The sequence below is a fragment of the Bremerella sp. P1 genome (assembly GCF_028748185.1).
In the GTDB taxonomy this organism is placed as follows: Bacteria; Planctomycetota; Planctomycetia; order Pirellulales; family Pirellulaceae; genus Bremerella.
On record NZ_CP118164.1, the window covers coordinates 3790075 to 3814073 of the forward strand.

The window sequence follows — 23999 nt, forward strand, 5'->3', positions numbered from 1 at the left end:
CGGATTTTACCCCTTCATGTAAGCCCCCATTAATTAAGGAACGCTGTTAGGGTTCCTACGCCCCCAATTCAAAGGTTGCCCCCAAGTGAAGAACGTATTGCAAATGAAGATGACTGGCAAGCTAATAGTAGCTTGTCTTGTATTCGGTATCCTCCCGCTTCTGGCCGTTGGTGTCGTTATGTGGCAATCGGCCAACAAGGCCGTCGAGGTTGCTGCTCAAGACTATCGTACGACCGCTGAAAATATCGCGGATACCATCGATCGTAATCTCTTCGAACGCTACGGAGATGTTCAGGCATTCGGTTTGAACCAAGTCGTTCAAGATCGCGATTCGTGGTACAAGCAGGGCACGGACAATCCGATCGTGACTGCCATGGATAAGTACGTCGATACGTACGATATCTACTATTTGACAATGCTGGTCGACTTGGATGGCAAGCTGATTGCCGTTAACAGTCGCGATCACGACGGCGTCGCAGTTGACACAAACGAACTGTACGAGAAGAACTTCTCGGATAAGTCGTGGTTTCAGGACGTGCTTGCCAAGAACTTCTACGAAGATGAAACGGGAGCTTGCTCCGGTACCGTCGTCGAGCACCTCTATGTCGATGACAAGGTCAAGAAGTGTTATGGCAACGAAGGCTACTCACTTGGCTTTTCCGCTCCGGTATACGATGCCGACGGCAATGTGATTGCTGTCTGGAAGAACGTCGCCAAGTTCAGCCTGGTCGAAGAAATCGTCTGGGACGCTTACAACAAGCTGAAGCAACGTGGCTTGGCAACGGCCGAGATCACTTTGCTGGATGAAAAGGGAAATGTCATCGTCGATTGCGATCCTGCGACTACGGGAACGGAAGAGATCGTTCGCGATACCAATATCATCGGCAAGTTCAACCTTGCTGAGAAGCAAGTGGCTGCTGCTCAAAGTGTTGTGGCAGGCGAAAGCGGTTTCATGACCGACTCGTATCACGCTCGCAAAGGGATCGGCCAGGCTGCCGGTTACACTCCGCTGCGTGGAGCCCTGGGCTTTCCCGGCATGAAGTGGAACGTCTTGGTTCGTGTTAGCGCGGCGGAAGCATTTGCCGAAGCTTACCGTCCCCTTTATGCCTGGGGAGTGACCACGGCGATCGCTTCGGTGGTCATCGCGTTCATGGCCTTCCTGATCGCACGTACGTTCACCAAGCCACTGCACAAAACGATCGCCATGTTGCAAGACGTTGCCGAGGGAGATGGCGACCTGACCAAGCGACTCGATGAATCTCGCAGCGACGAGATCGGCGAAGTCGCCCATTGGTTCAACTTGTTCATCGGCCAAATCCAGGACATGGTGGCGGAGATCGCTTCCAACTCGAACATTCTGTCCGAAGGTTCGACCCGGTTGGTCACGACCGCTACCCAGCTTTCGTCTGGGGCGGAGTCGTCGAAGCATCGTTCGGCCAGCGTTTCTTCCGCTGCCGAAGAGATGTCGATCAACATGAAGAATATGGCCAGCTCCACGACTCAGATGTCGGGCGGTATCAATTCGGTTGTTGCGGCAATCGACGAAATGACCACGACCATCTCGGAAATTGCCAAGCATGCCGAAACGAGTGCAGGTGTTGCCGACAAGGCCACTCGAATCGCCGAGGACAGCAACAACAAGATTTGCCATCTTGGTACAGCAGCCGATGAAATCGGTCGCGTGATCGAAGTCATTGAAGACATCGCCGAGCAGACCAACCTTCTGGCTCTCAACGCGACCATTGAAGCGGCTCGTGCCGGTGAAGCTGGCAAGGGGTTTGCCGTGGTCGCGACAGAAGTCAAAGAGTTGGCGAAGCAGACTTCGACGGCAACCGACGACATTCGCAAGCGAATCCAGCACATTCAAAGCTCGACGCAGGATGCCGTCAGTTCGATTTCCGAGATCAGCGAAGTCGTCAACAGTGTCAATGAACTGGCTCGCACGATTGCTTCGGCTGTCGAAGAGCAAAGTATCACGACCCGTCAAATCTCGCAGGACATGTCTGAAACGGCTTCGGCCGCGGAAGTGGTGGCCCGTGGTGTCGACGAATCGGCGACGGCCAGCGGTGAAATCACGCAGAATATCTGCGAGGTGGATCGCGTCCTGAGCGAGACCGTTCAAGGTGCAGGCCTGTCCCAGCAGTCCGGTGAAGAACTTGCTCGACTTGCCGAAAACCTGCGAAGTGTCGTTTCGCGTTTCAGAATTGGTGATTCCTCCACGGCGACGAAAGCCAAAGAAGATCACCCAGTCATGGGCGCTTAGGAAAACAATTGTGGAAACGAGTCGCCTCGTCCACCGGAAAGGGGATCTGGCGACTAACTTGGGGTCAATAAGGAAACGGAAGCCATGCGTGTGTTGATTGTGGACGACTCGACCATCTTCAGGAAGGTCGTTCGAGACACGTTGTCAGAGTGCCCTGGAGTGGAGGTCGTTGCCGTTGCTTCAGACGGCAAGAGCGCGCTCGATAAGATTCGTCACTACCAACCGGACCTGGTGACCCTCGACGTCGAAATGCCCGTTCTTAACGGCATCGAAGTTCTACGTGAGCTGCAATCGCTACCGTCCAAGCCTGAAGTGATCATGCTGAGTGCCATGACCGATCATGGCGCGTTGGCGACCACGCAGGCACTTCGGCTGGGAGCATTTGACTTTGTCCTTAAGCCGAATCAGTCCAAGCTGGAAGACAGTTGTGCCCAGCTGAAGAAGGATCTGTTGCCTAAGGTTAAGGTCTTGCAAGAGCGACTGCGAAAGCAGTTGGGAGCGACCCCGGCTCAAGAAGAAGATTCGGTAGACTTCGGCTCGATGACGCGTCCCTTTGAACCGGGGCACACCAAGGTTATCGGAATCGGCGTCTCGACCGGCGGACCGGCGGCACTGGCATGTGTCTTGCCTAAGCTGCCTGCGTCTCTTCCTGTTCCGCTATTGATCGTTCAGCATATGCCCCCAAAGTTCACTCATTCGCTGGCGGCTGACCTCGATCGAACATCCAAGATTAAAGTCCATGAAGCAGAGAGTGGCCAACCCATTCTGCCTGGCCATGCCTATATCGCCCCAGGCGGCAAGCAGATGAAGGTCACGACTGAAAACGGACAAAAGGAGATTCTTATTACGGATGATCCCTCCGAGAGAAGTTGCAAGCCTTCGGTCGATTACTTGTTTCGCTCCATGGCCCACGAGTACGGCCGGGAAGCGATGGCAATCATCATGACCGGAATGGGGGATGATGGAACCATGGGATGCCGTCTGCTCAAACGGCACGGCTGCATGGTGGTCGCCCAGGAAGAAAAGAGCTGCGTTGTGTTTGGAATGCCACGGCAAGTGATCGCCGCCGGTCTGGCAGATAAAGTAACACCCCTGAATCAAATGCACGAGATCATCGAAAGTGCCGGGGTCCATGGAGGTAGCAAATGCCGGTAACTACGGGCGATATCGATGCTGTGTGTGAGCTGATCAACGACTTGTGTGGGATCTGCCTCGACGCATCGAAGTCTTATCTTATTGAAAGCCGCTTAAGTCAAATTGTCGAGAAGCACGGCTGTACCAGCTACGCCGATCTCGTGCAGAAAGTACGACGCGGCACGGATGTAAGTTTGAAGAATCAGGTTGTGGACGCCATCACGACCAACGAAACTTTGTTCTTTCGAGACAGCTATCTGTTCGAGGCTTTGCGTCACAAAGCCTTGCCGGAACTGATCGACAGCAAAGAAAAGTCGGCGTTCCCCACGCGTCTCCGGCTGTGGTCCGCTGCGTGTAGCACCGGGCAAGAGCCGTATAGCCTGGCGATGACCTTGGCAGAAATGATTCCGGACGTGCATCGCTGGGACATTCAGATTCTAGGCAGCGATATCTCCGATGCGGTGATCGCCAAGGCGAGTCGCGGCTGGTATGCGACCCATGAAATCGAACGTGGTGTATCGCCAGAACGGCTACAGCGTTTCTTCATTCCCGATGGCAACGGTTGGCGGATTCGCGACGAGATCCGGGCCATGTGCAGCTTCCAGCGACAGAACCTACTTGAGCCGCTCGGGATGTCGGCCCGCTTTGATATGGTCTTCTGCCGCAATGTGGCGATCTACTTCACCCGAGAAGTACGCCGCGACCTGTTTCAGCGACTCGCGGCGACGATGAGCCCTCAAGGCTACTTATTTGTCGGAGCCCAGGAATTTCTGGCCGATATCGGTCCTAATTTCGCCCCGCAAAATCACTGTCGCGGGACGTTTTACCGGCCGAATTTGCAGAACATTCCGGTCTACGTTTAACGCTCGATTCAAGTCGACTACGCCTTGCAGACTGGCCATCAACTCGACTACCTTGCATACTTCACGAAGTCACTGTGAGGTTGTCGATGTCCAGTTGCCCAGATCGATCGTTTTCAGCAGAGCAAAGCCGTCGCCGGTTTCTGCAAACCGGAGTTCTTTTCATGGCAGGCGCCAGCGCGAGCCCGGTGCTTGCCCAAGGAGATGAGCCGATGCTGCGGATCGGTTTGATGACGGATCTGCATTACGCGGATAAAAAGCCGGTTGGATCTCGGTATTATCGCGAAACGCTGCGAAAGATTGCCGAGGCATCCGCGCAGCTTTCTGAAGCCCGCCTCGACTTTCTCGTAGAACTGGGCGACTTCATCGATGCGGCCGATGCGGTGGACGTCGAACTGGGTTACCTAAAGACAATTGCCAAGCCATTCGCCGAGATCTGCGACGAGCGTCACTATGTATTAGGTAATCACTGTGTCGACACGCTGACCAAAGAAGAGTTTCTCGGAACGGTCGAGCGAGAGAAGTCGTATTACTCGTTTGATCGCGGCTACTTCCACTTTGTTGTGCTCGACGCTTGTTTTCGCTCCGATGGCAAACCCTACGGTCGGAAGAATTCGGTCTGGACCGACGCCAATGTCCCGCCGGAAGAACTCGAGTGGTTGGCCGATGACCTCAAGCAAACGGACAAGAAGACTATCGTCTTTGCTCACCAGCGACTCGACAACGAAGGGAGTCATGCGGTCAATAACTCGCCTGACGTGCGAAAGATTCTGGAACAGTCCAACAGCGTGACAGCCGTCTTTCAAGGACATAGCCACGCCAATGACTATCACCAGGTCAACGGCATTCACTACTGCACGCTCCGAGCTATGATCGAAGATTCAGGGCCAGCGAATAATGGCTTTGCCATCCTGGAAATTGATCGCCAGGGACGCTTGAAGATCGAAGGCTTTAAAAAGCAGGCTAGTTACCAGTGGACGTAACTAACCTCTTTCGTGATCTACCGGAATCTCTGCCGGAGGAAGTGTTTCAAACGCTCGTCGAAAGTAGTGGCGTTCGTATCGAGCGGATCATCTCGCAAGGGCACGCTTCACCGCCGGAGTATTGGTACGACCAGCCGCAAAGCGAATTCGTGGTCCTATTACAGGGATCGGCCCGGCTGCAGATTGAAGGAGAAGATCAGCCGCGAACGCTCAAGCCAGGCGACGTCGTGAATCTACCTGCCCATCAAAAGCATCGGGTCGAATCGACCGATCCCAATGAGAAAACCGTTTGGCTGGCGATTCACTACGGCTCATAACGCAGCAACGCGTCGCTGCACTTCTTCCACCATGTCGGCACTTAACGGCCCCTTGTTTGCGGCCGCGATGTTTTCTTCAAGATGATCTTCGTTGCACGTGCCCACGATGGTCGTATCGCAGTGCGGGTGAGCCAGGGTAAAACGCAAGATAAACTCGGCCCGCGTCATGTCATCGGTCAACAGTTCGTCGAGACTAGCGGCCGTCCAGACGTCATTTAGGTTCGGCCGCTGAATCTCAGCATCCGGCCCCCCGTGTGCGATTCCACCTCGAATGATCACCCCAGCTGCCGCCTGACTTGCAGCCGTGATGATATCGTGATGCTCAGGGGCCAGGCAGGAATAGGGGATCTGAAACGTCTCGAAAACGCCCAGTTCGATCAGGCTGGGAAGATCAGGTAGCTTGCTCGAGATGCCGATGTGCCGAACCAGGCCCTGCTTCTTGAAGTCGAGCAATTGATCGATCAGGCCGTTCTGCTCAAGCGTGACTGCGTCACCCCCATGAAACTGCATGAGGTCGACGTAGTCGGTTTCAAGTCGCCGCAAGCTTGTTTCCAAATTGCGCTGAATGACGTCTTTATTCCATTCGTGTTTGATCTCGATATGGTCGGCGTGCTGGATGTAGGCACATCCGCACTTGGTCGCCAGGTAGAATTCTTTTCGCCGCGAATGCAGTGCCCTGCCGATGCGTTCTTCGGCCTGTCCATAGTCAGGGGCCGTATCAAGGAAATTGATGCCCGCATCGATTACGCGATTCAAAAAACGATGGGCCGCGGCATCCTCAACGACACGAACGCCCCAGGTATTTGGGCCACGAAGGCCCATCGTGCCGTAGCCAAGCTGAGTGACTTCTAGCCCCGTGTTTCCTAGTTTGCGTTTGATCATGGGACGTTATGCGGTGTCTTTGGGAGGAAGCGAGAGAGTGAAATCGACGGCCTGAGTAATCAGGCGGCGTAGGTCATCTTCCCCTTTGAAGCCCTCTTGTTCAACCACAACCCAGCCACGCATGACTCGGCCAGTCGGAGCAAACTCACGTGTATTGGGTGCTTGCAAAAACTGCTGGTACGCATCGGGACCGACGCGAAGAATGATGTAATCGTCGCGCACTCCGCAGCAAAGATTGCCGTGCAGCAGGTAGGCGAATCCACCGAACATCTTCTTGCCGGTTAGTCCTTTCCGGCGACGCAGCAATCGATAGATTCTCGAGGAGATCTCTTCGTTGTATGCCATGACACGAACACTGGTGTTGAAAGCGGACGACGTGATTTCATCAGCTTAACCCGTTCAGACGACAATGTCCTCATTCATTTTTCAGGCAATCGTCGGATGATGCGGCCCCGCAGAAGATCGCGTCAAGCCCCTCCCCTGCCCCGCTCTTCACGACCACGATCACATGATCGCCTGGGGAAATCGCCGTTTTCCCTTGCGGTGGAATGAATGCGTCATTACGGGCAATCAAGGCAATCGTTGCTCCCTCGGGTAGGCCCAACTCGCTTACCTTCTTTCCATCGGCAGGTGAACCGGGTTCAATCTTGTAGTCGAAAATCTCTCCGTCGACATGTCGCAGCGAGTAGATTTCCAACTGCACCGGCGGGCTGCCTGGCATCGGTTCGTCCAAGTCCAACTTCTTCGCGACCCACGGCAATGACCATCCCTGAACCAGCGCCGAGACAACCACAACGAAGAAGACCACATTAAAGATCAGTTGAGCTTCTTCCAAATCAAACAGCAGTGGAAACGTGGCCAGCGTGATGGGAACAGCTCCTTTCAAGCCGCCCCAACTGGCCAATGCCATTTCGTTCCAGCGGAAGCGAAACGGCAGCATGCAGACGGCCACGGCAATCGGACGAGCAATCAGGATCAGAACCAGTGCAATCCCCAGGGCCTTCCAACCGACGGCCAACAAACTACTGGGAAAGCATAGCAGTCCCAGCACTATAAACATGGCGATCTGCGCGAGCCATGCCAGCGCGTTGTGAAACAGGAGCGTTCCCTTTTTGAAGACAACACGATTGTTGCCGATCACGATTCCCGCAAGGTAGACGGCCAGAAAGCCACTTCCACCAAACTGCGATGCCAGGCCGAAGGTAATCAGTGCCATTCCAGTAGCCAGCAGCGGATAGAGACCTGCCGTATCAAGGTTTAGGCGGTTGGTCACCCAAACCGCGACGTAACCCAAGGCGACGCCGATCATTCCTCCCAAGACCATTTGCTTGACGAAGAGCAGAATCAAACTGCCGCCCCAGGCGACCTCTTTGGTTAAGAGTTCGATGATCCCGACCGTCAGAAAAATGGCCATCGGATCGTTCGAGCCGCTTTCAATCTCGAGCGTGGAACCGAGTTTGGCAGGCAAGGCAAACCCGCCTGTTCGCAGTACCGAAAAGACAGCCGCCGCATCGGTCGAGCCAACGATACTGCCCAGTAGCATGCCGTTGAGCAGTGGGAGACCAAGAATCCAACAAGCGGCCAGGCCAGTTACCAGGGACGTGATGAGGACGCCCAGCGTGGCCAGCACCAGCGAGGGTTTCCAGGCCGTCGTAATCGACGCGAACGTGGTGCCCAGGCCACCATCAAACAAGATGATCGCCAGCGCAAGCGAACCAACGGCGTGCGCTAGTTCGTAGTCTTCGAACTCGATGCCGCCAACGCCTTCGGACCCGGCCAGCATGCCCAGCCCCAAGAAGAGTACCAGCATCGGAACACCATAGCGGGCCGAGATTTTACTGGTGATCACTCCCAAAAGCAGCAGCGTCCCTGCCACCAGCATCGCTTCGTCAATCCAGAACATGAATCCTCTTCACTTGCAGATATCCTAGGAAGGCTTCAACTTAACTAGGTAGTGCAAGCAAGGGAAAGGGGATTCCGAGAAGATGGCGGTGGCTACCGCGTTCTTTTCAGCTCAAACTTCTTGCCACTTAAGGCATCCTTAGCGAACTGACCCCAAAACGGAGTGGGCGTATATTTCCAGTCCTCAATCATGATTGGGGACGCCTTGGGATGAAAACACCAGCCGGTCCAGTGGATATGATGCTTCTGAATGAAGCCGAGCATATCGGGAACCCAGGTATAAGGATCTTCCTGAGCTTCTGCCGGGATGAAATCCATCTTTTTGATATCGGCACCCACTTCACCCAGGAAGATCGGGTACTTCGCGGCTGCCGGGAGGACTCGCTTTTCCCAATCGGTATGCCAGTGGTAAGTGTGCCAAGAGTACATGACTCCGTTGCCAGTTGGGTCATCCAACGCGTAGCCTTCGGCGATCCCGGTTAGATCGTTGCACCACGACAGACCGCCAGCGATCACGATGTTTTTCGCACCGGTCGAGCGAACTGCGTCCACCAGGGCCTGCATCCCGACCGACTCGAAGCCTTGGTTTTTCTTCTTCTCTTCGTCGTTCAAAAAGGCAGACTCGTCGGTCCCGCTTTTGGTTCCCACGAAGCCTCCGTTTCGCCAGACTTCCCAGTTGATCCCATGCGGTTCATTCATCAGGTCAAATAGCACGGCCGGATGGTTCTTATAGACCGCCGCGCAGTCTTTCCAGAAGTCGACATATTCCTGTTTCGGCGCGCGGTACTTGTGTAAATCAATCACGACGTAGGCACCACGATTCGCCGCCAGGTTGACGATTCGGTCGATCGTCTCGCGGTACTCCTTGCCGCCATCGTTTTGGTAGTGGCTCTTACCGTACCAGAATTCGTCCTTGATCGGCACGCGAACACAGTTGGCTTTCCAATCGTCGATTGCAACAACCGTCGATTTGATCTGTTGCTTGTCCTGAGGAAGCGTCTCCAGGCCACCAGCATTCACGCCTTGCAGCCACACGTCGTTGCCGTCGGTGTCGTGAACGCGATTGCCGACGACTTTCAGCATCTTTGGCCAGTTGGCTTTGTTAGGTTCTTCCCGCGGGACATGACGGAACTTGGCTTCTTCTTCACGAAGTTTCACGGCAGCCAGCAGAGGTTCTGGGCTGGTTGGTTTCAATTGAAGGTTGTCGATGTCAAAGGTGCCAGACGCTACCTCAAACAGACTTGGCATCAAGATCACGGTCAAAGCATCTTCAGGAACCAGAAACGACTTGCTCTTCTCGACCCAGCCATCGGTATTCTTTTGCGTATACGCAGGAGACGGCTTCGAGGAAAGCTTTTTGCCATCGATGCCTTGAAACTCGATCATGATGCGAGCGTCGTGCCAAGGCATCTTGCCGGTTTTCAGATCAGAAATGCGCTGCTTCCACGTGAGCTCTAACGCGTCGGTCCCAGCAGGAATATCGTACATCCGATACACCATCGACAGCTTCCCAGGCTGCGAGGAGTGGATCCGCAGAAACGTATTCTCGCCTTCGGTCTGCCAAGAAAGATCGCCGGACATTTTGCCCCAGGCCGTGGGAAGTCCCTTGGTCTGCTCCGTGAAATCGCCATTGGGTATGAGCGAGCCCCACTGCTGAAGCATTGCCTGGGCTTTCGCACGTCGCTTGATGGCGTCCGCTTGTTGCTTCGCAAGCCGCTCTCGGGTTTTTCGTTCCATCTCTTCACGAAGCGGAGCGGGGTCGATCGGTTGCAGCGAGATGTCATCCAGGTCAAAAGTGCCTGATTCCACGTTGAAGAGGGCCGGCATGAACTTCAGCCAGTAAGCGTTCTCAGGAACCAGAAATTCCGCTTCGCGTTCGACCCAGCCATCGGTATTTTTGCCGGTCGTTGCGGCACTGGGTGTTGGCGTAACTTTTTGATGCTGATCGTCAATGAATTCGAGCATGATCCGGGCATCAAACCACGAGTTCTTACCCTTCTTCAAATCGCTGACGCGCTGCTTCCATTTCAGTTTCAATGCACCCAAATTGGTCGGGAGCTTGATCTCCTGGTACAGCATCACCATCTCGCCGGGCTGAGGACTTTTCAGACGGACGAACCGATTGCCGTCTTCCTCTTCCCAGGTCCCACCTGTTTTGACTCCACCCCAGTCGGCTGGCCAACTTGCGTCGGCATTGGGTGCTTCAAACGTACCGTTGGGGGCCAGTTCTACGGCGTCATCGGCCGTAGCCGAAGTCGAAAGGATCAGAATGATGGACAGCGCGAATAGAATATTGCTCAGAAGTCGCGTCGCGAACATGGTGCCTCAAGAATATCTGTTAGGATTGTTCCGGAATGGGAGATGTTGCTCCTTCTCTATTATGTCTCTTGAGGGGAAAAAGGTTTCAAGTTGTTTGAGACTATCCGGCGATTTTCTTGGCTAAAGTTATTCCGCTGAGCATTGCTCCCTCGACCCTTGCCCCGGAGCACCAATCACCTGCGATCCCAAGTTTTGACTGGGAGTCCCACAAATGGCCTTCTTCCAGCGGATCGGCCGGAGCACTGTATCGCCAGCGATGACTGGTGACGTTCACAATCGCACCCAGCGGCAGACCGATAGCGGTGGAAAATGCTTGCAATAACTGGGGGGTGACCTGCTCCGGCGTCTCTTCCAGATGCTCCTTCGACCACTCAGGCGAAGCATGGAGAACCCAGCACTCCTTGTCCGGATTTCGGCCTGGCTTGCTATTGTTGCGGCAAATCCAACGCAGTGGGTTTTCGTGTACGAAAGCGGCGTCGTATGAAACGGGGACAGGCTTCTCGAAGTGAATCATCGTCGCCCAGCAGGGATCGAACTGTTGGCGGGCAAGGATCGAGGCAAATGGCGATGCGTCTCCCAAGATTTCCAGCGACTGTTCAGGCGGTGCGGTACTCACCAGGATGTCATACGGGCCATACTTGTCCCCGTCGGTGGTTGTTAACGTCCAGCCGGCGGCGGTGTGCTTTGCTTTCGCGATACGTGTGTTCTTTTCCACTTTAAGAAACCTGGCCAGATGTTTGCCTAACGAATTCATGCCCGGCATGGCCACGTAGCGCGGCGTGGGCTCTCGTTGGATTTTCAAGTCAGGGCGAAGGATGCACACGTTGCCGCGCCACAGCGCGACGATGCTGTCGTCGATCCACTCTTCGAGCATCGGTAGGACTTCCATGTTGCGTACGGTGAAGTACTGCGCACCGTGGTCGAACGATGCCTCGTCCTGGCCAGCACGACGGGTTGCCATGCGTCCGGAAACACCTCGCGATTTATCAAACAGGCGAACATCAAACCGAGAGGCCAGCTTGCGCGCACACATAAGTCCTGAGATCCCGGCTCCGATAATCGCGACGCTTGGCATGTGAGGTCCTGTTGGTGTCAGAAGAGCGGTCTTAGGTAGTGAGTAAGTGATAAGGAAGTGTTGTGGAATAATGTCGAAGTATATCGCAAGGGCGAAACGGAAATCGATTTGTCAAGACATTAGTCCGCGGAATGTTCTTGGGAAAACTAATTGACTGGACGCCTTCGGATTTTCATTGGTTTCTCTTGGCGGAAGGTTTAGAATCCAAATTAGCGTTTCACTTAGTGAGTTCACGATTCGCGGTCTTATTCCGAGAGGAAGGTAGTCGTGGGAGTCTCGCTTTCGATGATCGCCTTGAATCGCGGTTCCAAGGTTTCTTGGAAGGCGTTCGAGGAAGATCTCGCTTCGTCATGGCCGACGTTGCCATCTCCAACGGATGTGAAAAAGGAAGAGAACACGCTCTCCTTCGACATTGGGCCCCAGAGTATTGCCATGGGTATGATGCCTGGACCTATCCCTGAGGATAGCTGGGCAGTACCTCAACGACAGACATGGATTTGGCCCGATGCGGTCGAAAAGCTCCAAGATCACAAGACTCATCTTATTGTTACCGCAGTCGGTGACGCTTCGCCACTGCAGCAGGCACAACTTCTTACCATGGTGACCGCTTCGCTCGTGGTTGCCAGCGGTCAGCCAGCTGGCATCCTCTGGGGGGATGCTGGACTCATGGTGTCGCCTGACGTGTTTCGTGACATTGCCTTGGAGGCGTTACCGAGTGAGTTGCCGCTGTGCATTTGGGTCGCTGTTTTCCTGGGAAAGAACGAGGATGGAACGACGGTCGGTTTCACACGCGGACTGCAGTCGCTTGATGTGATGGATTTCGTCACCGAAGATGCAACCGATGAGCCGGCCGATCTGTGCGAGCGTTTCTATGGGCTGGCAGATTACCTGCTGGAAAATGGTCCGGTGATCGAAGATGGGCACACGATCGGGGATGACGCCCAAGAGAGAATTCGCATTTCGTTCGAGCAGTCTCCCTTCGGTCACGAGTGTCCGATCATGCGTCTGAAGTACACGCCTCGGACAGGGCACTCGCAGTTCGGACTGCACTCGTAGGGCGGTTCGGTTCGCTCTAGGCTTTGGCTCGCGGATGAGCGAGTTCGTACACGCCCTTCAGGGTTGCCGTACTCAAGTGCGTATAGATCTGCGTGGTGACCAGGCTTTTGTGTCCCAAAAGTTCCTGCACGCTGCGAATATCGGCACCTGCATCCAGCAGATGCGTGGCAAAGCTATGCCGCAATGTATGAGGGCTGGTCCTTAAATCGAGGCCTGCCTCTTTCAAGTATTTCTCGAGCATCCGTCCCACGCTTCGCGTGGTGATGCGATTGCCGAACTTGTTGAGAAAGACGGGACGCTCTTTCAACTTTTCACTCTTCGGGCTGAGCTGGCGAAGGTCGAGCCATTTTTCGAGGGCAACCAGTGCATACGACCCAAGTGGAGCCAGTCGCTCTTTACGGCCTTTACCGCGAACACGTACCAGGCCATCGTGAAGATCGAGGTCGTTCTCGTTGATGCCGACCAGTTCGCTCACACGCAGACCCGCGCTGTAGGTGGTTTCGAGCATTGCCCGGTCACGAATTCCAGCAGATGAAGATCGAGGTGGAGCGTTCAAGAGCTTGCCGATTTCGTCGGTGCTCAGGAAGTGAGGAAGTTTCTGGCTCTTTCGCGGATTGCGAAGCGGCTTGGCGGGATTCTTTTCAACCAACTGCTGCCGCTGGGCGAATTTGAAGAAGCTTCGCATCGAAGCCAATCGCCGGGCCACCGTGCTACTGGAGTAGCCTGCTTCGGAGACGGCGGAAACGTAGCCGCGGAGATCAAGCGTGGTAACTTCGCTGGGAGCAGGCTCCAAGGCGAAACTCTCTTCGAGATATTCCGCCAACGCGTCGAGGTCTTCGCCGTAGCTCTTGATGGTCAGGTCGGACGCATTTCGTTCGACCTGAAGATAGCGGAGGTAGCTATCAATGACACTACGCAAGCCCTGCATCGAGGAATTTGCGACGCGATCAATCAAGGTGATAGCTCCGCGTTAGCTGAACTCGTCGAAGTCGAGGTGATCGGAATCGAGGCTCCCGATATCAATCGGCCCATTGGCGGGGAACTCGAATCGCGGCTTGACTGCGGCATCGCTGGCGACCGGTTCGTCCTGATCGGCGGCTTGGGCGCGGATCTTTTGGCTGAGCACAGCGGCATCGTACCAAGTGAAACTCAGTTCCGGATTACTCGCGTACCGTCCCAGCGTGCGAAGGGCTTCTGCCCTGCGCTGATCGCTGAATAGAAAGACGTAGCGTTCTTCACCCTTGACCAGTGCTAGTACGTTGATCTCTTCCGTCACGTGTGGCAGCCTCCCAGACAATTCCTAAACTCATCCGTGGTAAAGAAGGTTATCGGCTTTCGCCCCACCGGATCGCCAGTTGAGATTCACCAGCACCGCCACGAAGAGAGAGCATTTCTGTGATATGCGAGTAGCAACAGAAACGAATGAAATCGTTGCTACGATCAAGAAAACCCTGCCAACCCCCATTACGCGCATCGTCCAGAAAAAAGTAATACTGTTCGGCACGTTCTGTGAGGTTAGAGTCATTTTCACTATAGCTCCGAATCTGCGAGATGATCGGGCCATCTTGCTGCAGCATCGGAGGTGGTTGAGTGCGTGGTGCATCGGGAATGAACCCGCTTGGATCAGGCCAATTCGGTGGGAGGCCTTCGACCGCGATTTGTTCGTTTTTCTCGGGGTTTTCAATGCGATCGTCGAGATCTGGCTCCGCGGGCGTCTGCGTCGCAAGTTGTTCGCGAGCGAGCGCGAACTCCGCTTCCCAGACGTGCGATTCGGGAATGAATTCTTCACCGGCCGTGCCCCATGGCAGTCCATAGCCAGGCGGAATCGGATGGAATCCGGGATTGGTCGAGTACCAATTGATCGCGAGAGTCAAACGTTTCGGATAATAGGGCGTGTAGTCGGTCACCGAACCAACGACGACGGCATCGGCACCTAACATTTTTCCGAGGGCACGTAATTGTTCGACGTCGGTACCGTTATTGTTGCTTGCTTGCATCGCCCGCATGACGACACCTACCGGCACGACTTCAAAGCCACGGATCGATTGAAGCTCGCCGTAGTAGGCCAGCGTCACTTCGTCCATGTCGAGCGTGGGCACGTCGCTTTGATTGTTGAAGGGGACAATCGCGACGCGAGCGAGCTGCGGAAATGGATTGTGATAGATCGGCTTGTCGCGCACCTCGGGGATGGCGGCGCAGCCGCTGCATAGCAGAGTCAAACAGGCGATGGCGAACCAGGTACGCACGAGTGTGACAATCGTAGCAATTCAGGTAGCCCCCCTGATTTGCTGCATGCGCTTCGCGAATCCTTCGCCGCGCATGGTCCGATGTGTCTGTCATCGACGAGGTGGGCCTGTGCTCTTCACGCGAATCGATCCGATTTCGCGAATTGGAGAAAGTTTGACGCCGCTAGCGATGCTGGCAGAATGGCTCAAGCTACACCAGCGTGCTCATGCTTTGCATGCCAATCGGCTCTCGAGACGTGAAAGGTTCTCCGTAGCGAGTGCCAATCACCTTGCCCCAATACGAGGCTTCGTCATGTAGCTTGTCCAGAAACGTGGGGTACTCGGTCGGTCGCCCTTCGATGAACTGGCTGTGATAACAGCGGATCGAAGCCAGCTTCTGCTCCCAGTACTCGCTGATGTCGAGCACGAACGCCGGCTGGGGAGTCATCTTCAAGTGCACGCAGTAGTAGTTGTAGATTCGCTGCGGGTGAAAGGGCTCACCGGGCATGTCGGTCTTACTCAGCTTCGACCAGAAACGTGCCGCATCAACCAGCTGCGTTGCGGCCAGGTGATCGGGATGGGCATCTTCCCAGTAAGGAGCAAACAGCCAATTGGGTCTGAGCTGTCGGATGACTGAAGCCAGCTTCTCGCGGGCTGCTAGCGTTGCTTCCAGGCTGCGATTGGGAAGCCCTAGATTGTCTCGCCAATCGACTCCCAGAATCTCCGTCGCGGCAGTTGTTTCGGCGGCTCTCTTTTCTAGGCTGCCATAGGGGGTCGGTTCGCCTGAGGTCAGATCGAGGATGCCAACCTTTTTGCCTTCCGCTTTGAATTTGAGAATCGCACCTGCCATGCCCAGTTCAGCGTCGTCAGGATGGGGGGCGATTACCAGGATGTCGAGCGGTGTGGGGGTTTTCATTTGATCTGGAACCATGACTCGTTATCAGGTATTTACCACGGCACAAATTTTCATTTTTAGGGCCCTGCTGATTTCGCACCCATGACCATCCGAACACTCGTTGTCATGCTGACTCTTATTGCTATCGTCCCTGGTTGCCGCACATGGGGCTGGGGTGGGAAGCAATCAAAGCAGGATACCCATCTCGTCGATAACTTCACCGACAACAAATCGGAGTCGAGTGAAGATCAGGAAGACGACTTTGTCGACTCCGCCACCTACGCCAAGAAGAATGGTCGAACCGATGACCCTGGCACAGGGCTGTCCGACCGTTCTCGACAAATTGAACGGAACCTGGGTTACCGATAGTTCGCTCTCGCGAAACGGATCGGTTTAGTGTTCGATGCCGTAGAGCGGGCCAAGTTTCGCACGAAGGTAGCGAATCAGCGGAGTCGAATCGATGGGATCGCCACAAACGCGTTCGACCAATTCAGCACCCGGGTAGCACTCGCCATGCTGATGGACGTTTTCTCGGAGCCAATCCAGCAGCGGCATGAATTCTCCGGCGGCAAACATGCCGTCCAGATCTCCCAGATCTTCGCGAGCTTGTTCCAATAGCTGAGCTGAGTAAATATTGCCCAGACTGTAGGTGGGGAAGTAGCCCATCAGGCCGGCGCTCCAATGGACATCTTGCAGGCAGCCATCGGCATCAGTGGTAGGCGTGATGCCGAGCTGTTGGGTGTACTTCTCGTTCCAAGCTCCCGGCAAGTCTTTCACCTGGAGGTCGCCAGAAAGAAGTGCTTGTTCCAGTTCGAAGCGGATAATAATGTGCAAGTTGTAAGTCGCTTCGTCCGCTTCCACACGAATCAACGACGGAGCAACTTCGTTGATGGCGAAGTGGAAGTCACCGATCGGGACATCGCCCAGGGCTTCCGGGAACATCTTCTTGGCATCGCCATAGAAGTGGCTCCAGAAAGCGTAGCTGCGACCGACGATGTTTTCCCATAGTCGTGACTGCGACTCGTGAATCCCCAGCGAAGCCGCATTGCCAGGTGGCAGGCCGAACCACTTTTTCGGCAGGCCTTGCTCGTACAACCCGTGGCCCGCTTCGTGTAGCGTCGAGAAGAAGGCCGAGGGGAAGAAGTTCTCGTCGTAACGCGTTGTGATGCGAATGTCGTAGGGACCGATCGTCGTGCAGAACGGATGGTGCGTGACATCGAGCCGGCCTGCCGAGAAGTCAAATCCGATTTGCGAGGCCGCCGACGTGCCAAGGACTTCCTGCTGGGCGATCGGGTAGTGCCGCTTCAGGATGTCCATATTCGGCTTGCGCCCGCTGTCCTTGATTTCGGCTACCAGCGGAACGAGTTGATCCTTCAGGGTCTCAAGCACACTGCGTACCTGGGAAGTCTTGGCTTCCGGTTCGTAGAAGTCGAGCAGAGCGTCGTACTGTTCGCCTTGGTAGCCGATTGCTTCCGCCGTTTCGCGGCTCAGGCTGATTAGCTTGTCGAGGATTGGCTCGAACGTGCCGAAGTTGTTTTCCGAGCGCGCTTTCACCCAAGTCTGCTGACCGATGATCCGGGCATGGCTGAACTCCTCGACCAGTCGCTTGGGCAGCTTGACCTGTTTCAGGTAGTCGCTCTTGATACGGCGAATCGTCGCTTCGGCCGGGCTGTTGGGCTCTTCGGTCAGCGGAGATTCGTGAAGTTCTTCCAGCCAGGCTCCGATCTTGGGATCGGTATTCCGGTCGTGAATGATTCCGGAAAGCAGCGTGATCTGATCGGCACGATACTCGCCGGCATTCTCGGGCAAAAGGACTCGTTCATCCCAGCCCAGCAGCGAATTGATATTCTCGAGCTTGGCTGTCTCGCGATAGTGGTCGCACAGTTGGTCGAAGATTTGCTGATGATCCGCCATGGTCTTTGCCTGGGCTAGAGATTAAATCGGTTTGCCGTGGGTTTTTAACGCAGGGCTTAGGCCAGCAACTTCGCGCCGGTTTCCTTGTCGCAGGCCGCCAAAATCTGGGCGATGGTCGCATCGGCTTCTTCGCCTGTCAGTGTGCGGTCGTAGGCCTGAAGGGTGACCGTAAAGAGGACACGCTTCTTGCCAGGGCCATCCTTCTTCGGATCGCGGAAGATCTCTTGGAACGTAACGACTTCCACCAGATCGCCTCCGGCCGAGTAACTGATGTCTTGCAGCTTCGACCAGCTGACGTCTTCATCGACGATCAAGTTCAAATCGCGATTCATCGCCGGGTGAGTGCTGAAATCTTGATGCTGTGGAATGAGGACAGCCAACTTCATCAACGCACCCAAGTCGAGTTCTGCGACCGTCGCTGGCTGCTGAAGGCCGAATGCCTTACGTGCCTTATCGCACACGACTCCGATGTAACCGAGCGTCGTGCTGTTGATCGTCAGATGAGCCCCCTGCCCTTCGGCGAAGATCGGGTCCGTGTAAGGAATCGTGTTGATCTTCACGTTCGGGTTGAGCATTCCGACCAGCCCTTCGATGACTCCCTTCAGCTCGAAGAAGTCACGTCCGCTGGTGATACCTACCATGTAACGCTCGTCCGGCAGCGCCTTGGGCTTGGGAAGGTAAACCTTGGCGATCTCATACAAGTCGATGTGGGTGTAGCTGAACTTCTCGTTGTTGCGACGTGCACCCAAGAGGCTCGGGATCAAACTCACGCGAAGGCGATCTTCCCCTTTGACCATCGGCATGCTGGTCGTCAGCGGCTCAGCGAGAGACCAGCCTTGGAAAGCTTTGGACCAGATGTCACTCACGATGCTACGGGTCAGGGTTTCATCAAAGCCCATCCCCAGCATGCCCATGCGAATCTTGTTGCGCACGCGATCCAAGTCGCTTTGATGCGATGCACTGAGGGAAACACCAGCGTGTTCGGGAATCTGGTCGTAGCCGTGGATACGAGCCACTTCTTCGACCAAGTCGACTTCGCGTTCGATATCGCGTCGCCAACTGGCCGGAATCACGGTGATCGCCTTTTCGCTTTGCTGCGTGACTTCGTTGCCCAGGCGTTCCAGGATGCGGCGAACTTCGGGCTGGTAAACATCAATACCCAAGATTCGCGGGATCTGCGACAGACGCAAGGTGACCGACTTACGGGCACTCGGCTGCGACCCGGCATAGACGTGGCCTTCACACACTTCGCCGCCAGCCGTATCGACGATCAGTTCGCAGCAGCGTCGGCTGGCCCAGTCGATCATCTCAGGATCGACCCCTCGTTCAAAACGATACGAAGAGTCACTCTTCAGTTTGAGCCGGCGCGAGGTTGTGCGTACCGGCAAAGCAGCGAATTGAGCCGCTTCGATTAAGAGGTCGGAGGTCATCTCGGTAACTTCCGTCTCTTTGCCACCCATTACGCCGGCCAGAGCGACGGCACCATTCTTGTCGGCGATTACATAGTCGTCGGTACTCAACAGGTACTCGCGATGATCGATCGCCAGGAACTTCTCGTCGTGCTCGGCCTTGCGAACGCGAACGGTGTCTCCGGTGAGCTTGTCCATATCGAACGCATGGAGCGGCTGACCGATTTCCATGAGAACGTAGTTGGTGGCGTCGACCACGTTGTTGATGGTGGGAATACCGATCGTACGCAGGCGATTGACCATCCAGGCTGGGCTGTCCCCAATGGTCACGCCGGTGATGCTTCGGGCGATGTACCGTGGACAGAACTCTTCGTCTTCGATTTGAACGATCTTAGAGCAAGCTCCCCCGGTCGAAACTTTCGAGATGTCGGCGCTGGGGACCTTCAGGTCGAGGTCGAACAGCACGCCGACTTCGCGGGCGATCCCGATATGGCCGAGCCAATCGGGACGGTTGCTGGTGACTTCCAGGTCCAGGCAGCGGTCGTTGTCGACCGTCGAGGAGCCGTCGAAATTCAAACCCGCCAAGGTCAAACGATCGCAGACTTCCGCTTCGCTAACGTCTAGATCGAGGTACTGCTTCAGCCAATCCCAGGAAACGAGCATGTCAAAGTTTTTCTTTACAGGGTCGTGTGTTCGAGGTTTCGTAGCGATTCCGTGCAAACGTGTCGCCGGCCAGATTTAGAACTGGGCCAGGAACTTCGTATTGCTGTCGTACAAATAGCGGATGTCGTTGATACCGTGACGTCGCATGCAAAGACGCTCGACGCCTAAGCCAAACGCGAACCCGGTCACTTCTTCGGGATCGTAACCGACGGACTTGAGCACGTTCGGATCGACCATGCCGGCTCCGCCAAACTCGAGCCAGGTGTCTTGCCAACGCATATCGACTTCCACACTCGGTTCGGTGAATGGGAAGAACGAAGGGCGGAAGCGGATTTCGACGTCATGGCCAAGGTAGCTCGAAGCGAACAACCGGAGCACATACTTGAGGTCTGCCATCGTGACGTTCGTGTCGACCAGCAGCCCTTCGATCTGATGGAACATTGCGTAATGGGTCGCATCGATTTCATCGGGACGATAAACGCGGCCCAGCGAGACGATCCGAATCGGCGGCTTCTCGTTTTCCATTACGCGGATCTGAACGGTCGACGTCTGGCTCCGCATCAACTGATTGCCGCCACCGGTACCGGTCGAGGCGACATTCAAATAGAAGTTGTCCAGCGGATCGCGTGCCGGGTGTTCCAGGGGAATGTTGAGAGCCTCGAAGTTGTGCCAGTCGTCTTCGATTTCGGGGCCTTCGACGGCGGAGAATCCGAGCCGACCCATGATGTCCTTAAGCTCATCAATCGTTTGGGTGATCGGATGGATATGACCGAGTCGAGGGCGTCGGCCGGGAAGGGTCACGTCCAGGGCTTCGACTTTCCCTTTCTTTCCGCCGCCACCGGTAATGGCATCGGCAGCCGATTGGAAAAGTTCTTCCAGACGCGTCTTCACCTCGTTGAAGCGTTTGCCCGCGACCGGCTTGTCTTCCTTGGCGACTTTGCCGAGTCCCTTCTGAACTTCTTTGAGTTTGCCGCTCTTGGCGCCCAGGTACTCGATCCGAGTCTCTTCCAAGACCTCTTGATCGACCGAGTTGATGGCGTGCTCGAAACGTGTTGACGCGGCTTCGACCAGATCGTCCAGTTGTTTGATGAAATCGTTGAGTGACATGATGCCTGTGAATTTAGTGCGTTCATGAAACAAGCCGCCGAGTCATCCTCGGCGGCTTGTATTATTGCATCTGTGTTGGTTGCTGCCCATCCAAGGTGGGCAGGCACTTAGGCAGCCAGGGCAGCCTTGACTTCTTCCGCCACGGCGTCGAATGCACCTGGATCGTGGATTGCCATTTCCGACAGAACCTTTCGATCCAAGGTGATACCAGCCTTCTTCAGGCCGTAGATGAATTCGCTGTAACGCAGGCCACGTTCGCGAGCGGCGGCGTTGAGACGGATGATCCAGAGCTTGCGGAACTCACGCTTGCGGACCTTACGGTCGCGATAGGCATATACGCCAGCACGGACCAGGGTTTCCTTAACGGTACGCAGCAGATTACCACGTCCACCGCGATTACCCTTGGCCTTCTTAAAAAGACGCTTCTTGGCCTTATGGCGTGCCTTGCCGTAAGTAGTTCTCATCGTATTACCTGACTTTCGTCCACTGGGCCCCCACTCGCTAAGAATGGATGTTTGTTGCCCGTGTACTGAAAAATGACACTTGAGAGGTGATCACACGCTGTGAATCAGTTCAAAGTGCCGCCTGAGTTGTGTCTAGTAGCTGTACTTGCCCAAAGCTTCACGCAGAGCCACCGATTCGGCTTCGGCCAAAACGGTTGTGCCGCGGAGGTTTCGCTTCCGCTTGTGGCTCATGCGGTTAGCCAAGTGGCTCGTGCCGCACTGACGGTGCTTGATCTTGCCCTTCCCGGTGATGCGGAAGCGCTTCTTGGTACCCTTGTGGGTCTTCATCTTAGGCATGATGCCATTCCCCAATGAATATCTGGGACGTCATGTCCTTTAGTGGACATTCTTCTGATACATGGAAACCCAATATTCTAGAGATTTCGCTCCGCAAGCGGTAGGGGGACGCGAAGGATTTTGAAAATCGCCCCTGCCAGACAAGCTATTGACGCAACTTATTGTCGCAATTGGTTTTACCGATACGGTTTTCGGCCCGTTTCAGCCAATGCGAGGTCGAATATCCGTGCGGGCCTACCTAAAATATGGATTACCCCACAACGATTCCCTCGAAAGCGGCCTGCTTACCTAATGGATGGTCCCCAGATCACTGCCTGGACGATTCGCCTTGCCTTATTGGGTTTGATGGCCAGTATTGTGCTGCGAATGGTGCGTCCCTGGCTGACCACCAACGTGGGAGTGCAGCGGATGCTCTGGACCGTTGCGTGCGTACTTTTTCTGGCCCATATCGTCGCCGGCATGCATTATTACCACGATTGGAGCAACGCCCAGGCCTACGCGGACACCGCCCAGCAAACGTACGACAAGCTGGGTGTGCGGTTTGGTGGAGGGATCTACGTGAATCACTTCATGGCCGTGCTGTGGGTGGCGGATGTTTTGTGGTGGTGGATGGCACCGCAAAGCTACGCGGCGCGAAGCCCTCGCTGGGAACAGTGGATCGTGGGCTTCTTCCTGTTCATCGCCTTCAACGGCTTGGTGGTGTTCAAGGATGGTCCGCTGCGTGTGTCCGGACTGATTGGTTTTGCCGTTTTGGGGCTCGTCTGGCTAACGGTTACTTTCCTGCCCACTCCAAGGGCCGAACTGGCCGAGTCCTCCGATTTGTAACAAGCTGATGCATCAAGCGAACGATTCCAACTCCGATCCGCTCACCATCGCCTACCTGACCGCTGGCGGGGCAGGCATGTTTTGCGGGAGCTGCATGCGCGATAACACGGTAGCCCGGGCCATGCATCACCTGGGGCACGATGTGCATCTTCTGCCGATGTACACGCCCATTCGCGTCGACGAAGAGGACGTCAGCGAGAAGACGCTCTTCTACGGCGGCATCAATGTGTACATGGAACAGAACGTGCCTGGGTATCGGTTTCTGCCTGACCTGGTGACACGTTGGCTCGACCAGGAGTGGATCATCCGCTGGGCCACCTCCCGCGGAATCGAGACGAGCGCCAAGCAGTTGGGCGCGTTGACTCTGTCGGTCCTCAAGGGGAAAGAGGGCAACCAGCGAAAGGAAGCCCAGCGTCTGGCGAAGTGGGTTTCCGAGCATCTGAAGCCGCAGGTAATCAACTTCAGCAACATGATGATCGCCGGCACGGCGCCGCTGCTGAAGGAAAAAGTCGACTGTCCGATTCTGGTGACCCTGCAAGGGGACGACATCTTCATGGATGATCTTCCAGAGCCGTACCGAACGCAGTGCTTTGATCAGATCCGCAAGCTGGTCGAGCACATCGACGGGTTCATCGTCTTCAGCCATTACTATGCGGATTACATGGCCGAGTACTTTGGCATTCCGCGCGACAAGTTCCACCTGGTGCCGCTGGGCATCGATTTGAGTGACTTCCCAGACGAGCCCAGGCCGCAGCACGATCCGGATCGCCCGCCCACCATTGGCTATCTCGCGCGGATGGCTCCTGAGAAGGGCCTGCACGTGTTGGTCGATGCGTTCATGCACTTACGAGAGATTCCCGGCTTGGAGGACGCCCAGTTGAAGATCGCTGGTTGGGCTGGTCCTCAGCAACAGGCCTATCTCGATGAGCAGTTCGCAAAGCTGAAAGATGCGGGACACTTCGGTGGATGCGAGTACCTGGGAACGGTCGATCGAGCCGGCAAACTGGACTTTCTGCAATCGATCGACGTTCTATCGGTGCCGACGGTCTACCGCGAGCCGAAGGGGCTGTTCGTGCTGGAAGCCTGGTCGGCAGGCGTTCCGGTGGTACAGCCCGATCATGGGGCATTTCCCGAGTTGATCGCCGCGACCGGAGGTGGGCACCTGGTGCGTCCTGACGATCCAATCTCCTTGGCGGAAAAGCTGTCGGAGGTGCTCGCCAATCGAGAAGCCTTGCGAGCCCTGGGTGCGTCGGCGTCGGAAACGGTCCGTACGAAATTCGGAGCCGATGTCGCCGCGGCCGAAACGATTGAAATCTATCGTTCGATGTTGGCTCGCTCGTCCGGCTGAACTGAAGCTGCGATACGTCTCG

The 23999-nt window shown here is 55.5% G+C and carries 23 protein-coding genes; 9 read left to right on the forward strand and 14 right to left on the reverse strand.

Features of this window, described 5'->3' with window-relative positions:
* The first annotated feature begins 85 nt into the window (after window positions 1-85).
* The 5 genes from PSR63_RS15895 to PSR63_RS15915 all read left to right on the forward strand — a co-directional run bounded on the left by PSR63_RS15895 (window position 86) and on the right by PSR63_RS15915 (window position 5557).
* Complete coding sequence (locus PSR63_RS15895; protein WP_274326662.1) at window positions 86-2263, forward strand: methyl-accepting chemotaxis protein; 2178 nt, start codon at window positions 86-88, stop codon at window positions 2261-2263.
* 84 nt (window positions 2264-2347) lie between these two features.
* Window positions 2348-3418, forward strand: a complete 1071-nt coding sequence (locus tag PSR63_RS15900) for a protein-glutamate methylesterase/protein-glutamine glutaminase (RefSeq protein ID WP_274326663.1) — start codon at window positions 2348-2350, stop codon at window positions 3416-3418.
* Window positions 3409-4260, forward strand: coding sequence for a CheR family methyltransferase (locus PSR63_RS15905; RefSeq protein WP_274326664.1), 852 nt, complete (start codon window positions 3409-3411; stop codon window positions 4258-4260). The genes PSR63_RS15900 and PSR63_RS15905 overlap by 10 nt, the downstream gene beginning before the upstream one ends.
* 161 nt (window positions 4261-4421) lie before the next feature.
* Window positions 4422-5240, forward strand: a complete 819-nt coding sequence (locus tag PSR63_RS15910; protein WP_274326665.1) for a metallophosphoesterase — start codon at window positions 4422-4424, stop codon at window positions 5238-5240.
* Complete coding sequence (locus PSR63_RS15915) at window positions 5231-5557, forward strand: cupin domain-containing protein (protein WP_274326666.1); 327 nt, start codon at window positions 5231-5233, stop codon at window positions 5555-5557. Before PSR63_RS15910 ends, PSR63_RS15915 begins: the two co-directional genes overlap by 10 nt.
* Here the strand turns inward: PSR63_RS15915 and PSR63_RS15920 are convergent.
* From PSR63_RS15920 to PSR63_RS15940, 5 genes are all read right to left on the reverse strand, one after another.
* The gene (locus PSR63_RS15920) at window positions 5552-6439 is read right to left on the reverse strand and encodes an aldo/keto reductase (protein WP_274326667.1); all 888 of its coding nucleotides are present in this window, start codon (window positions 6437-6439) and stop codon (window positions 5552-5554) included. The two genes, PSR63_RS15915 and PSR63_RS15920, sit on opposite strands and share 6 nt — an antisense overlap.
* A 6-nt stretch (window positions 6440-6445) precedes the next feature.
* Window positions 6446-6784 carry a TfoX/Sxy family protein gene (locus PSR63_RS15925; protein ID WP_274326668.1) on the reverse strand — a complete coding sequence of 113 codons (339 nt, stop codon included), beginning with the start codon at window positions 6782-6784 and terminating at the stop codon, window positions 6446-6448.
* A gap of 70 nt (window positions 6785-6854) precedes the next feature.
* Window positions 6855-8342, reverse strand: a complete 1488-nt coding sequence (locus tag PSR63_RS15930; protein WP_274326669.1) for a potassium/proton antiporter — start codon at window positions 8340-8342, stop codon at window positions 6855-6857.
* A gap of 92 nt (window positions 8343-8434) precedes the next feature.
* Window positions 8435-10660: a glycoside hydrolase family 5 protein gene (locus PSR63_RS15935; protein ID WP_274326670.1), complete on the reverse strand. Its 2226-nt coding sequence runs from the start codon at window positions 10658-10660 to the stop codon at window positions 8435-8437.
* A gap of 100 nt (window positions 10661-10760) precedes the next feature.
* Entirely contained in the window at window positions 10761-11735 is a 975-nt protein-coding gene (locus tag PSR63_RS15940) for an NAD(P)/FAD-dependent oxidoreductase (RefSeq protein ID WP_274326671.1), read from the reverse strand.
* Between the two features lie 267 nt (window positions 11736-12002).
* Between PSR63_RS15940 and PSR63_RS15945 the strand changes: the two genes are divergently transcribed.
* On the forward strand, window positions 12003-12791 hold the full coding sequence (locus PSR63_RS15945; RefSeq protein WP_274326672.1) for a DUF4261 domain-containing protein: 789 nt from the start codon (window positions 12003-12005) through the stop codon (window positions 12789-12791).
* 16 nt (window positions 12792-12807) lie between these two features.
* On the opposite strand, the gene xerC is transcribed toward PSR63_RS15945, so the two are convergent.
* From xerC to bshB1, 4 genes are all read right to left on the reverse strand, one after another.
* Window positions 12808-13746 carry a tyrosine recombinase XerC gene (gene xerC / locus PSR63_RS15950; RefSeq protein WP_274326673.1) on the reverse strand — a complete coding sequence of 313 codons (939 nt, stop codon included), beginning with the start codon at window positions 13744-13746 and terminating at the stop codon, window positions 12808-12810.
* Window positions 13747-13761: 15 nt separating this feature from the next.
* The gene (locus tag PSR63_RS15955; RefSeq protein ID WP_274326674.1) at window positions 13762-14067 is read right to left on the reverse strand and encodes a hypothetical protein; all 306 of its coding nucleotides are present in this window, start codon (window positions 14065-14067) and stop codon (window positions 13762-13764) included.
* A 49-nt stretch (window positions 14068-14116) separates the two neighbouring features.
* Window positions 14117-15037, reverse strand: coding sequence for a hypothetical protein (locus PSR63_RS15960; RefSeq protein WP_274326675.1), 921 nt, complete (start codon window positions 15035-15037; stop codon window positions 14117-14119).
* 190 nt (window positions 15038-15227) lie between these two features.
* The gene (gene bshB1 / locus PSR63_RS15965) at window positions 15228-15932 is read right to left on the reverse strand and encodes a bacillithiol biosynthesis deacetylase BshB1 (protein WP_274326676.1); all 705 of its coding nucleotides are present in this window, start codon (window positions 15930-15932) and stop codon (window positions 15228-15230) included.
* A gap of 81 nt (window positions 15933-16013) precedes the next feature.
* Here bshB1 and PSR63_RS15970 point away from each other — a divergent pair, with 81 nt between their 5' ends.
* Window positions 16014-16280 (forward strand): hypothetical protein, encoded by a 267-nt coding sequence (locus PSR63_RS15970; RefSeq protein ID WP_274326677.1) that lies wholly within the window; start codon window positions 16014-16016, stop codon window positions 16278-16280.
* Between the two features lie 24 nt (window positions 16281-16304).
* Here the strand turns inward: PSR63_RS15970 and PSR63_RS15975 are convergent, their stop codons facing one another.
* The 5 genes from PSR63_RS15975 to rpmI all read right to left on the reverse strand — a co-directional run bounded on the left by PSR63_RS15975 (window position 16305) and on the right by rpmI (window position 21807).
* Window positions 16305-17825: a carboxypeptidase M32 gene (locus tag PSR63_RS15975; protein ID WP_274326678.1), complete on the reverse strand. Its 1521-nt coding sequence runs from the start codon at window positions 17823-17825 to the stop codon at window positions 16305-16307.
* 56 nt (window positions 17826-17881) lie between these two features.
* Window positions 17882-19897 (reverse strand): phenylalanine--tRNA ligase subunit beta, encoded by a 2016-nt coding sequence (gene pheT / locus PSR63_RS15980; protein WP_274326679.1) that lies wholly within the window; start codon window positions 19895-19897, stop codon window positions 17882-17884.
* 75 nt (window positions 19898-19972) lie between these two features.
* A complete protein-coding gene (pheS, locus tag PSR63_RS15985; protein WP_274334199.1) occupies window positions 19973-21004 on the reverse strand; it encodes a phenylalanine--tRNA ligase subunit alpha in 1032 nt (343 codons plus the stop codon).
* A 107-nt stretch (window positions 21005-21111) separates the two neighbouring features.
* Window positions 21112-21468: a 50S ribosomal protein L20 gene (gene rplT, locus PSR63_RS15990; protein WP_274326680.1), complete on the reverse strand. Its 357-nt coding sequence runs from the start codon at window positions 21466-21468 to the stop codon at window positions 21112-21114.
* Between the two features lie 132 nt (window positions 21469-21600).
* Window positions 21601-21807, reverse strand: coding sequence for a 50S ribosomal protein L35 (gene rpmI / locus PSR63_RS15995; RefSeq protein WP_105353331.1), 207 nt, complete (start codon window positions 21805-21807; stop codon window positions 21601-21603).
* A gap of 288 nt (window positions 21808-22095) precedes the next feature.
* Between rpmI and PSR63_RS16000 the strand changes: the two genes are divergently transcribed.
* Entirely contained in the window at window positions 22096-22629 is a 534-nt protein-coding gene (locus tag PSR63_RS16000) for a hypothetical protein (protein ID WP_274326681.1), read from the forward strand.
* Between the two features lie 7 nt (window positions 22630-22636).
* Window positions 22637-23977, forward strand: coding sequence for a glycosyltransferase family 4 protein (locus PSR63_RS16005; protein WP_274326682.1), 1341 nt, complete (start codon window positions 22637-22639; stop codon window positions 23975-23977).
* The last annotated feature ends 22 nt before the right edge of the window (window positions 23978-23999 follow it).

Bases quoted from the DNA above. Each gene is read 5' to 3' on its own strand.
- PSR63_RS15900 (WP_274326663.1), top strand. From the start codon at position 2,348: ATGCGTGTGTTGATTGTGGACGACTCGACCATCTTCAGGAAGGTCGTT.
- PSR63_RS15905 (WP_274326664.1), top strand. From the start codon at position 3,409: ATGCCGGTAACTACGGGCGATATCGATGCTGTGTGTGAGCTGATCAAC.
- PSR63_RS15910 (WP_274326665.1), top strand. From the start codon at position 4,422: ATGGCAGGCGCCAGCGCGAGCCCGGTGCTTGCCCAAGGAGATGAGCCG.
- PSR63_RS15920 (WP_274326667.1), bottom strand. From the start codon at position 6,439: ATGATCAAACGCAAACTAGGAAACACGGGGCTAGAAGTCACTCAGCTT.
- PSR63_RS15925 (WP_274326668.1), bottom strand. From the start codon at position 6,784: ATGGCATACAACGAAGAGATCTCCTCGAGAATCTATCGATTGCTGCGT.
- PSR63_RS15930 (WP_274326669.1), bottom strand. From the start codon at position 8,342: ATGTTCTGGATTGACGAAGCGATGCTGGTGGCAGGGACGCTGCTGCTT.
- PSR63_RS15935 (WP_274326670.1), bottom strand. From the start codon at position 10,660: ATGTTCGCGACGCGACTTCTGAGCAATATTCTATTCGCGCTGTCCATC.
- PSR63_RS15940 (WP_274326671.1), bottom strand. From the start codon at position 11,735: ATGCCAAGCGTCGCGATTATCGGAGCCGGGATCTCAGGACTTATGTGT.
- bshB1 (WP_274326676.1), bottom strand. From the start codon at position 15,932: ATGAAAACCCCCACACCGCTCGACATCCTGGTAATCGCCCCCCATCCT.
- PSR63_RS15970 (WP_274326677.1), top strand. From the start codon at position 16,014: ATGACCATCCGAACACTCGTTGTCATGCTGACTCTTATTGCTATCGTC.
- PSR63_RS15975 (WP_274326678.1), bottom strand. From the start codon at position 17,825: ATGGCGGATCATCAGCAAATCTTCGACCAACTGTGCGACCACTATCGC.
- pheT (WP_274326679.1), bottom strand. From the start codon at position 19,897: ATGCTCGTTTCCTGGGATTGGCTGAAGCAGTACCTCGATCTAGACGTT.
- pheS (WP_274334199.1), bottom strand. From the start codon at position 21,004: ATGTCACTCAACGATTTCATCAAACAACTGGACGATCTGGTCGAAGCC.
- rplT (WP_274326680.1), bottom strand. From the start codon at position 21,468: ATGAGAACTACTTACGGCAAGGCACGCCATAAGGCCAAGAAGCGTCTT.
- PSR63_RS16000 (WP_274326681.1), top strand. From the start codon at position 22,096: ATGGATGGTCCCCAGATCACTGCCTGGACGATTCGCCTTGCCTTATTG.
- PSR63_RS16005 (WP_274326682.1), top strand. From the start codon at position 22,637: ATGCATCAAGCGAACGATTCCAACTCCGATCCGCTCACCATCGCCTAC.